Source organism: Zoogloea sp. (assembly GCF_041904905.1).
Taxonomy (GTDB): domain Bacteria; phylum Pseudomonadota; class Gammaproteobacteria; order Burkholderiales; family Rhodocyclaceae; genus Zoogloea.
The window spans coordinates 19639-30092 of the sequence record NZ_JAYRMI010000050.1; the positions used below are offsets into that span (position 1 = coordinate 19639).

The window sequence follows — 10454 nt, forward strand, 5'->3', positions numbered from 1 at the left end:
GTCAGGCCGTTTCGGCCCATTGTTTGAGGGTCACGTAATCGATCTTGCCGGTGCCCAGCAGCGGCAGGGCGTCCACCTGGACAACCCGGCGCGGCACCGCGATCTCGGGCCAGCCGCCATCGCGCGCGGCGGCCTGGAGGCGGTCGCGGGTGAGCGTGGGATCGGTGGAGAACAGCAAGATGTTCTCGCCGCGGCTGGCGTCGGGCTGGGTCGAGGCGGCGTGGGCAGCGCCGGGCGAGGCGGCGGCGGCCAGCTTCTCGACCGCCTCCAGCGACACCATCTCGCCGGCCACCTTGGCGAAGCGCTTCACCCGCCCGACGATCTTCACGAAGCCGTCGTCGTCGATCTCCACCACGTCGCCGGTCTCATACCAGCCCTCGCCCTGGGACGAGGCGGGCGGTTCGAGCACGCCGGGGGCGGTGACGCGCAGGTAGCCGGACATCAGATTGGGGCCGTTCACGTGGAGCATGCCGCCGGCGGGGATGCCCGGCACCTGCACCAGCCGCGTCGCGATGCCGGGCAGAAACTGGCCCACGGTGCCGCTGCGGAAGGCCATCGGCGTGTTGACCGCCAGCACCGGCGCGGTCTCGGTGGCGCCGTAGCCCTCGAAGATGCGGATGCCGAACTTCTCGAACCACAGGTCGCGCACCGGGGCGGCGAGCTTCTCGGCACCGGCGATCACGTAGCGCAGGCGGTAGAAGTCGTAGGGGTGGGCAAACTTGGCGTAGTTGCCCAGGAAGGTGCTGGTGCCCAGCAGCACCGTGCAGTTGCGGTCGTAGGCCAGCTCCGGGATCACCCGGTAATGCAGCGGCGACGGGTAGAGGAAGACCTTGGCACCGGCCAGCACCGGCAGCAGCCCGCCAGCGGTGAGGCCGAAGGAGTGGAACAGCGGCAGCGCGTTGAGGATCTTGTCGTCGATGGAGAAATCCACCACCGCGCGGATCTGGGCGATGTTGGCGAGCAGCGCCCGGTGCGACAGCACCACGCCCTTCGGCTTGCCCTCCGAGCCGGAGGTGAACAGCACCACCGCGGTGTCCTCCGGCGAGCCGGCGGGCAAAGCCAGCCGCGGGAAGGGCAAGGCCCAGGTCATCAGCCAAAGCTTGTCGAGCAGATCGATCTCGTCGCGCAGATCCTCCAGCCACAGGATGCGCACCCCGTCGAGGGCGGCGAGCTTGTCGCCCAGCCTGGCCTGCTCGACAAAGGCGCGGGAGCTGACCACGGTGCCGATGCACGCGGCCGAGCAGGCGGCCTGCATCCCGTCGACCCCGGCGGTGTAGTTGAGCATGGCCACCGCGCGCCGGTGGGCGGTGAGGCCGAAGATCAACCCCAGGGTGGGCGCCAGGTTGGGCAGCAGCAGGCCGATGGTCTTGTCGCGCGCATCCTGGTGGCGCGCCACCACGCGGCCCAGGGCCAGGGACATCTTGATGAGATCCCGGTAGGTGTATTCGATCTGCTTCAGATCCTCCACCAGGGTGTGGCCGCGGCCCTGGATATCGGCGGCGTCGAGCAGCGCCTCGAACAGGGTTTGCGTGGGCCGGGTGGCGAAGATCATGTCCTGCATCAGCCGGCGCATCGCCTCGCCGGCCTTGCGGCGGCGCTGGCGGGCGGTAGCCGCCACCGGCATCGGGATCGCCGTGGTGGGCCGCAGGAAGAGGCTGATCTGCGGAAACAGGCGCTTCGGCACGTGAGCGGCGAGGCGCGAGAAGTAGCTGCGGGCCGCGCCGTCGATGCGCACGGGCAGGATGGTGGCGCCCGTCCTGGCCGCCACGAAGGCCGGGCCGTCGTAGGTCTTCATCAAGCTACCGGTGACGGTGATGCGCCCCTCGGGGAAGATCACCACCGGTCTACCTTCTTCTATAAGACGTATGACCTTCTTCATTGCCATCGGGCTGGTCGGGTCCACCGGCAGGTAATCCACCAGACTCAACACCGCGCGGAACAGCGGATTGCGCGCCACGCCGGTGTGCACCACGAACACCGGGTCGAGGGGTAGGAACAGCCCCAGGAGCAGCCCGTCCAGGAAGGATTCGTGGTTGGCGACCACCAGCAGGCGCTCGCGGGCTTCAGGCAGCGCACCGCTCACCCGCACGCGGAAGAGCAGGCCTGCAACCCGGCGCAACAGGAATTTGATGAGATCTCGCATCGCAGCGGCCCTGCCTCAGAGGTCGGAGTGGAGGTAATCCGTGACCTTGCCGAAGGCGTCCTGCAGGAAAGGCTTGTTCACGTGAAAGAAAATCTCCTTGCCCTCCCGCTCGGCGATCAGCACCCCGGCCTCCCGCAGTACCTTGAGATGGTGCGAAACCGTGGAACGGGCGAGGGTCGACACTTCCGCGATCTGCCCCACGTTAAGGCGCTCGCCCGGCTCGAAAGTCAGCAGGATGCGCTGCCGGTGCTCGTCGCCCAGCGCCGCGAAGATGGCGGAAATGTCACGCCAGGTTTCGGGGATTGCCCGGGAGTAGTTCTTATTCATGTCGATAATCATCGATATGTTTTCCGGGCATGTCAAGGTCCCATTGTGGCGAAGCTCGGAATTTCAAGCCCCGCGTGTGATGTTGCAGTGCGGCAGTAATTGACTTTGTCACGGTTAACCCGTAGTATCCGCGTGTTTTTCGTACGGCGGACGGCGCAACACCCGGCGTGCCACGCAGAGAGCCATGTTCAAAGCGGTATTCCTGCAGATAGGCGCGACAATTCTGACGGCATTGATCGTCGGAGCGATCACAGGGGTGCGCGGTGCGTTGTCGGCGGCGTTGGGAGGCGCAGCCTGTGTTCTTCCCAATTTGTTGTTCGCCCTGCGTCTGCACGCTGTTTCAAGGCGGCCGGCTGCGTCGTACCCGCTTGCGTTTTTTGTTGGCGAGTTTCTGAAAATCGCGTCAACCGTAGGATTGTTGGCGACCGTTCAACTCGTGTATCCAGACGTCCATTGGTTGGCGTTGTTCATCGGGTTGGTCGTGGCGCTTAAGGCGAATTTGTTTGCATTTTTGGTGAAGACCTGACCATGAGTACTGGCCACGAAGCCCACGCACCCACCGCTGGCGAATATATCGTCCACCACCTGACCCACCTTAACAGCACGGGTCACGCCCAGACCGCGATCATCGACTGGAGTGTCTGGAACCTCGACACCCTGTTCTTCTCGATCGGTCTCGGTATCGTCACCCTGCTGATCCTGATCAAGTGTGCAAGCAACGCCACCTCCGGCGTTCCCGGCCGCTTCCAGGCTGCCATCGAGATCCTCGTCGAGATGGTCGCCGATCAAGCCAAGGGCATCGTGCACAGCGCCGAGTCCCGCAAGTTTGTTGCTCCCGTCGCGCTTACGGTGTTCTTCTGGATTTTCCTGATGAACTCCATGGACTTCCTTCCGGTCGATCTGCTGCCCAAGATCTGGGCGCTCATCTCCGGTAACGAGCACGCTTACCTCCGTGTCGTGCCGACTGCCGACCTCAACGGCACTCTCGGCATGTCCATCGGCGTGCTGCTGATCTGCCTGTACTACAACATCAAGATCAAGGGCTTCGGTGGCTGGGTTCATGAACTCTTCACCGCGCCGTTCGGCTCCCACCCGCTGCTGTATCCGGTGAACTTCCTGATGCAGATGATCGAATTCTTGGCCAAGACCGTCTCCCACGGTATGCGACTGTTCGGCAACATGTATGCCGGTGAACTGGTTTTCATGCTGATCGCGCTGATGGGCGGCACCGCCACCGTCTTCGGCTTCCTTGGTCATGTCGTTGCGGGTTCCATCTGGGCCGTCTTCCACATCCTGATTGTCGCCCTGCAGGCCTTCATCTTCATGATGCTGACCCTGGTGTACATCGGTCAGGCGCACGAAAGCCACTAAGTTTCAGTTTCAAGCAGTCGTTTCGGTTTCTATTTAAATCATCTCAACTAAAGGAGTAGTCATGGAACACGTTCTCGGTTTTGTTGCTCTGGCCGCCGGTCTGATCATCGGTCTGGGTGCTATCGGTGCCTGTATCGGTATCGGCATCATGGGTAGCAAGTACCTGGAAGCTTCCGCTCGCCAGCCCGAGTTGATGAACGCCCTGCAGACCAAGATGTTCCTGCTGGCCGGTCTGATCGACGCCGCGTTCCTGATCGGTGTCGGTATCGCCATGATGTTTGCGTTCGCCAACCCGTTCAAGATCTAAGTTTCGCGGTTCAACCTGACTAAAGGAAGACTACCGTGAATCTGAACGCAACCCTGGTAGCCCAGCTCGTTGTGTTCTTCATTCTGGCGTGGGTCACGATGAAGTTCGTGTGGCCCCCCATTGTGAAGGCACTCGATGAGCGCGCGAAGAAGATCGCCGACGGGCTGGCGGCTGCGGACAAGGCGAAGAGCGATCTCGCACATGCCGAGAAGAAAGTCGTCGAAGAGATGCGCAAGGCCCGCGAGTCCGCCACGGACGTCCGTGCCTCTGCTGAAAAGCAGGCTGCTGCATTCCTCGACGAAGCGCGCGCCGAAGCCGCCCGTATCATTGCCCAGGCTCGTGAAGCCGCCGAAGCCGAAGCCGGCGTCGCCGCCCAGCGTGCCAAGGAAGCCCTGCGCGATCAGGTCGCCCAACTGGCTGTCGCTGGTGCCGAGAAGATTCTCCGCAAGGAAATCAATGCTCAGGCCCATGCCGACCTGCTGGCCAACCTGAAACAGGAACTTCAATAAGCCATGGCCGAGAACGTCACCATCGCACGCCCCTATGCTGAAGCAGCCTTTCAGCTCGCTTCTGCGGGCAATGCGCTGGGGCCTTGGTCGGAAGCACTTGATCGGCTGGCTGCAGTTGCCGCCGATCCGCAAATGCGGGATTGCATCAGCGATCCCAAGCTCCAGCCCGAACAACTGGCTGGACTCTTTCTCGATGTGGCCGGTACCGGACTGACTGCCGAACAGCAGAATTACGTCCGCGTCCTGGTCGACAACGAGCGTCTGCAAGTGCTTCCCGAGATCCGTGACCTGTTCGTTGCTCTCAAGAACGAACACGAAGGTGTCAAGGAGGCGAGCATCGCCTCTGCCTTCCCGATGGACGATGCCACGCTGAAGACGCTGATCGCTGACCTTGAAGCCCGCTTCAAGGCCAAGCTCAACGTGTCTGTCAGTGTCGACCCCGAGTTGATCGGTGGGGTCAAGATCGCCGTTGGGGATGAAGTCATCGACGCCTCGGTCCGCGGCAAGCTCGCGAACATGGCCGCCGCGCTAAAGAACTAGGAGCATAAGCTATGCAACTTAACCCCTCTGAAATCAGTGACCTGATCAAGAGTCGGATTCAGAACCTGCAACTGTCCGCGAATGCCCGTACCGAAGGTACCGTGGTGTCGGTGACTGACGGTATCTGCCGTATCCACGGCCTGTCCGATGCCATGCAGGGCGAAATGCTGGAATTCCCCGGCAACGTTTTCGGCCTCGCAATGAACCTCGAGCGTGACTCCGTCGGCGCCGTGGTCCTGGGCGAGTACGAAGGCATCTCCGAAGGTGACACCGTCAAGTGCACCGGTCGTATTCTTGAAGTTCCGGTCGGCCCCGAGCTGATCGGCCGTGTCGTCAATTCCCTGGGCCAGCCGATCGACGGCAAGGGGCCGGTGAACGCCAAGCTGTCCGAGCCGATCGAGAAGGTTGCTCCGGGCGTGATCTGGCGTAAGTCGGTTTCCCAGCCGGTGCAGACTGGTCTGAAGTCGGTTGACTCCATGGTTCCCGTCGGTCGTGGTCAGCGTGAGCTGATCATCGGCGACCGTCAGACCGGTAAGACTGCCGTTGCGGTTGATGCGATCATCAACCAAAAGGGCGAAAACATGGTGTGTATCTACGTTGCGGTCGGTCAGAAGGCTTCGACCATCGCCAACGTGGTTCGCAAGCTCGAAGAGCACGGCGCGATGGAATACACCATCGTCGTCGCCGCGACTGCCTCTGAGTCCGCGGCGATGCAGTACATCGCTCCGTACTCCGGCTGCACCATGGGCGAATACTTCCGCGACCGCGGTCAAGACGCCCTGATCATCTATGACGATCTGACCAAGCAAGCCTGGGCCTACCGTCAGGTTTCCCTGCTGCTGCGTCGTCCGCCTGGCCGTGAAGCCTACCCCGGCGACGTGTTCTACCTGCACTCCCGTCTGCTCGAGCGCGCTGCCCGCGTGTCCGAAGACTACGTCGAGCAATACACGAAGGGTGAAGTCAAGGGCAAGACCGGTTCGCTGACCGCGCTTCCCGTGATCGAAACCCAGGCCGGCGACGTTTCTGCGTTCGTTCCGACCAACGTGATCTCGATTACCGACGGCCAGATCTTCCTGGAAACCGACCTCTTCAACGCTGGTATCCGCCCCGCTATCAACGCCGGTATCTCGGTGTCCCGCGTCGGTGGTGCTGCTCAGACCAAGGTCATCAAGAAGCTCGGCGGCGGTGTGCGTCTGGCGCTGGCCCAGTACCGTGAGCTGGCTGCGTTCGCGCAGTTCGCTTCCGACCTCGACGAAGCCACCCGCAAGCAGCTCGAACGCGGCCGTCTCGTTACCGAACTGATGAAGCAGCAGCAGTACGCGCCGCTCAAGGTTTCGGAAATGGCGATCACCCTGTTCGCGGTCGACAAGGGCGCTTTCGACGACGTCGATGTCAAGCGTGCCCTGGCTTGCGAAGCCGCGATGCACCAGTACGTCAAGACCAAGGCTGCCGATCTGGTTACCAAGATCGAAACGACCAAGGATCTGGATGCCGACGGTGCCAAGCAGCTCGCTGCTGTCATCGAAGAGTTCAAGAAGAGCTGGGCTTAACGCGGGCATACGGAGAGCAATATGGCTAGCGGTAAAGAGATCCGTAACAAGATCAAGAGTGTCCAGAACACTAAAAAGATCACCAAGGCCATGGAGATGGTGGCAGCGTCCAAAATGCGGAAAGCTCAAGACCGCATGCGGGCTGCCCGTCCCTACGCCGAGAAGATCCGCCGTCTCGCCGCGAATCTGTCTGCAGCCAACATCACCGACTACAAGCATCCGTTCCTCGTCAAGAAGGACAGTGCCAAGCGTGTTGGGCTCATCGTCGTCACGACCGACAAAGGTCTGTGCGGTGGTCTCAACACCAACACCTTGCGTGTCGGGTTGAACGCGCTCAAGGATTGGGAAAGCAGTGGAGTCACCGACATTCGCGTGACCGCCATCGGTAACAAGGGGCTGGGTTTCATGCAGCGCCTGGGTGCCAAGGTGGTTTCGCATGTCACCCAGCTCGGGGATACCCCCCATCTGGAAAAGCTGATCGGGCCCGTCAAGGTCATGATCGATGCTTTCCAGAATGGCGAGTTGGACGAAGTGCACATTGTTTACTCCCGCTTCATCAACACGATGAAGCAGGAGCCCCAGCTTGAGCAGCTTCTCCCGCTGACCGGCGAGCGTCTCGGTACCCCGGAAGGGACCTGGGATTACCTCTATGAGCCGGATGCGCAGGTGGTGATCGACGAACTCCTGGTGCGCTATGTCGAAGCGCTGGTGTACCAGGCTGTCGCCGAGAACATGGCGTCCGAACAGAGTGCCCGGATGGTGGCGATGAAGGCAGCCTCCGACAACGCAGGGAACGTGATCGGCGAACTGCAACTGGTCTACAACAAGACCCGTCAGGCAGCCATCACCAAGGAACTGTCGGAAATTGTCGGCGGCGCGGCCGCGGTGTAACGCTTTAACAAGTTTGGGGAAACGACGATGAGTCAAGGAACGATCGTTCAATGCATCGGCGCCGTGGTGGATGTGCAGTTCCCGCGCGACGCGATGCCCAAGGTTTACGACGCCCTTACCCTGGAAGGTGCTGAACTGGTTCTCGAAGTTCAGCAGCAACTGGGTGATGGCGTGGTTCGTACCATTGCGCTGGGGTCTTCGGACGGCCTGCGTCGTGGCATGCAAGTTTCGAACACCGGCAAGGGCATCGCCGTGCCGGTGGGTCACGGCACGCTGGGCCGGATCATGGATGTGCTCGGTCGCCCGATCGACGAAGCCGGCCCGATCCAGTGCGACGAGCGCCGTGTTATTCACCAGAAGGCCCCGAAGTTCGACGAACTGTCGCCCTCCGTGGATCTGCTGGAAACCGGCATCAAGGTTATCGATCTGATCTGCCCGTTCGCCAAGGGCGGTAAGGTCGGTCTGTTCGGTGGTGCTGGCGTGGGCAAGACCGTCAACATGATGGAGCTCATCAACAACATCGCCAAGCAGCACAGCGGTCTGTCGGTGTTCGCCGGCGTGGGCGAGCGTACCCGTGAAGGGAACGACTTCTACCACGAAATGAAGGACTCCAACGTTCTCGACAAGGTTGCGATGGTGTTCGGTCAGATGAACGAACCCCCGGGCAACCGTCTGCGTGTGGCGCTGACCGGCTTGACCATGGCCGAGCGTTTCCGTGACGAAGGTCGTGACATCCTGTTCTTCGTGGATAACATCTACCGTTACACCCTGGCCGGTACCGAAGTGTCCGCGCTGCTGGGTCGTATGCCGTCCGCGGTGGGTTACCAGCCGACGCTGGCCGAAGAAATGGGCCGTCTGCAGGAGCGGATCACCTCCACCAAGGTGGGCTCGATCACCTCCATCCAGGCCGTGTATGTGCCTGCGGATGACTTGACCGACCCGTCTCCGGCGACCACCTTCCTTCACCTCGACTCCACTGTCGTGCTGTCGCGTGACATCGCCGCGCTGGGTATCTACCCGGCTGTCGATCCGCTCGACTCCACTTCCCGCCAGCTTGATCCGCTGGTGGTTGGCGAAGAGCACTACAACACCGCTCGCGGCGTTCAGCAGACCCTTCAGCGGTACAAGGAACTGCGCGACATCATCGCGATTCTGGGTATGGACGAACTGGCCCCGGAAGACAAGCTGCTTGTCGCCCGTGCCCGTAAGATCCAGCGTTTCCTGTCCCAGCCGTTCTTCGTGGCGGAAGTGTTTACCGGTTCCCCCGGCAAGTACGTTCCGCTGAAGGAGACGATCAAGGGCTTCAAGACGATTCTCAGCGGTGAAGTGGATCACCTGCCCGAGCAGGCCTTCTACATGGTCGGCCCGATCGAAGAAGTCTTCGAAAAAGCGAAGACCCTCTGATCAATGCGACCATCGCCCGGCGGCGCCTGATGGCTCCGCCGGTTTGAGGAGGATAAAGCTGTGGCAATGACCATTCATGTTGACATCGTCAGCGCGGAAGAGATGATCTTCTCGGGTTTGGCTGAGTTCGTGGCTCTTCCCGGTGAATCCGGCGAGCTGGGGATTCTGCCCGGCCATATGCCGCTGATGACCCGTGTCAAGCCGGGTGCCGTGCGTGTCAAGGTTCAGAATCAGCCGGAAGAAGAATTGGTTTTCGTGGCCGGTGGCCTGCTGGAAGTTCAGCCGAATCTGGTCACCGTGCTGGCGGATACCGCGATCCGCGGTAAGGACCTCGACGAGGCAAAGGCACTCGAAGCCAAAAGGCTGGCCGAAGAAGCACTGCAGAATCAGGGTTCCGCCCTTGAGTATGCAAAGGCTCAGTCCGAACTGGCATCGGCGCTGGCACAAATCGCTGCGATCAACCGTCTGAAGAAGCGCGGACACTGATAGCACCGAGATCAGTACAGGCAAAGAGGGCAGTCTGAAAAGACTGCCCTCTTTGCTATTGGACTACATTTCTTTGTACAGAATTGTTGTCCCGGTGGAATGTAGGCCCTCGGCGATCCCCACTTGACGGAGCTTAGGCTGAAGCCCGTCCTTTATGGATCACTCATGGATCGAGAAAGTACCGCACCAAGCAAGAAGATGAGCTGGTTACTTTGCTTCTCTTTCTTAATGACTTTTCTATCAGGGTGCGCTCTTGAAACGACACGCGGCAACCGTACAGATCAGCCGTTACCTAGCTCACCTCGCGCCCCACGCGAATTGACGCTCAAGTACTACACGCTCAACCTGTTCGGAGCGTACCGCGTTTCCCACGCCTACCTGGACGGCGTCAATATCAGCGCGTGCTATAGCGGTGCCGAACCCGGCGATGTCCGATTCGAGATGGTGACGTATACCAGTGGCGAGGCAAGGACCCCGAATCCGCCCGTACCGGGTTACATCCTGAACCGGCGTGACTATCCCCCACCCCACCCCGGCGTAACCGCAGCATTCCAGATCCTCGGCACCAAGCGCAGGAACGCTTACTCTGGGTATGACTTCATGACTTTCCAAAAATTCTGCGGTGACTGGACCGCCGGAGGCGCGGTCACGCTAGGTATCCGGGACCGGCGCGCCGAGTCTATCGAACAACTTGTGTTGTTTAAAGAAACCTGGACCCGCAATTACAACGAAAGAAAGATCCGGCGCGCGTCAAGCTAGTTGCCACCTGAGTCATGCAGCCAAAGGCTGTCTATTCGTGTTGCCCATTGCCATGGCGACGACGGATTCCCGCTCTGGATTGAGCGTCACCGGGCCGGCAGGAGACCAGTTGCGGGTGTGGCGTGACCAGCGTGCAGGGTGGCGCTCGCGGGCCTCGACATACAACG

Annotated in this window: 12 protein-coding genes; 10 read left to right on the top strand and 2 right to left on the bottom strand. The window is 61.0% G+C overall.

Annotated elements, in window-relative coordinates:
- Position 1: 1 nt before the first annotated feature.
- Positions 2-2143 (bottom strand): bifunctional acyl-ACP--phospholipid O-acyltransferase/long-chain-fatty-acid--ACP ligase, encoded by a 2142-nt coding sequence (gene aas / locus ACE3N6_RS13610; protein ID WP_374246316.1) that lies wholly within the window; start codon positions 2141-2143, stop codon positions 2-4.
- A 15-nt stretch (positions 2144-2158) separates the two neighbouring features.
- A complete protein-coding gene (locus ACE3N6_RS13615; RefSeq protein WP_374246317.1) occupies positions 2159-2470 on the bottom strand; it encodes an ArsR/SmtB family transcription factor in 312 nt (103 codons plus the stop codon).
- 184 nt (positions 2471-2654) lie between these two features.
- On the opposite strand from ACE3N6_RS13615, the gene ACE3N6_RS13620 reads away from it, so the two are divergent.
- The 10 genes from ACE3N6_RS13620 (at position 2655) to ACE3N6_RS13665 (ending at position 10287) form a co-directional block, all read left to right on the top strand.
- Positions 2655-2996, top strand: a complete 342-nt coding sequence (locus ACE3N6_RS13620) for an ATP synthase subunit I (protein WP_374246318.1) — start codon at positions 2655-2657, stop codon at positions 2994-2996.
- Between the two features lie 2 nt (positions 2997-2998).
- Positions 2999-3841 (top strand): F0F1 ATP synthase subunit A, encoded by an 843-nt coding sequence (gene atpB, locus ACE3N6_RS13625; protein WP_374246319.1) that lies wholly within the window; start codon positions 2999-3001, stop codon positions 3839-3841.
- Positions 3842-3902: 61 nt separating this feature from the next.
- Positions 3903-4148, top strand: coding sequence for a F0F1 ATP synthase subunit C (atpE, locus tag ACE3N6_RS13630; RefSeq protein ID WP_079434620.1), 246 nt, complete (start codon positions 3903-3905; stop codon positions 4146-4148).
- Positions 4149-4183: 35 nt separating this feature from the next.
- Positions 4184-4657, top strand: a complete 474-nt coding sequence (locus ACE3N6_RS13635; RefSeq protein WP_374246320.1) for a F0F1 ATP synthase subunit B — start codon at positions 4184-4186, stop codon at positions 4655-4657.
- A 3-nt stretch (positions 4658-4660) separates the two neighbouring features.
- On the top strand, positions 4661-5197 hold the full coding sequence (locus ACE3N6_RS13640; RefSeq protein ID WP_374246321.1) for a F0F1 ATP synthase subunit delta: 537 nt from the start codon (positions 4661-4663) through the stop codon (positions 5195-5197).
- 11 nt (positions 5198-5208) lie between these two features.
- Positions 5209-6747 (top strand): F0F1 ATP synthase subunit alpha, encoded by a 1539-nt coding sequence (gene atpA, locus ACE3N6_RS13645; protein ID WP_374246322.1) that lies wholly within the window; start codon positions 5209-5211, stop codon positions 6745-6747.
- Between the two features lie 21 nt (positions 6748-6768).
- Positions 6769-7638 carry a F0F1 ATP synthase subunit gamma gene (gene atpG / locus ACE3N6_RS13650; RefSeq protein WP_374246323.1) on the top strand — a complete coding sequence of 290 codons (870 nt, stop codon included), beginning with the start codon at positions 6769-6771 and terminating at the stop codon, positions 7636-7638.
- A 27-nt stretch (positions 7639-7665) separates the two neighbouring features.
- Positions 7666-9042: a F0F1 ATP synthase subunit beta gene (gene atpD / locus ACE3N6_RS13655; RefSeq protein ID WP_374240126.1), complete on the top strand. Its 1377-nt coding sequence runs from the start codon at positions 7666-7668 to the stop codon at positions 9040-9042.
- Positions 9043-9102: 60 nt separating this feature from the next.
- Positions 9103-9528: a F0F1 ATP synthase subunit epsilon gene (locus ACE3N6_RS13660; RefSeq protein ID WP_374246324.1), complete on the top strand. Its 426-nt coding sequence runs from the start codon at positions 9103-9105 to the stop codon at positions 9526-9528.
- 165 nt (positions 9529-9693) lie between these two features.
- Positions 9694-10287 (top strand): DUF769 domain-containing protein, encoded by a 594-nt coding sequence (locus tag ACE3N6_RS13665; RefSeq protein WP_374246325.1) that lies wholly within the window; start codon positions 9694-9696, stop codon positions 10285-10287.
- Positions 10288-10454: the final 167 nt, after the last annotated feature.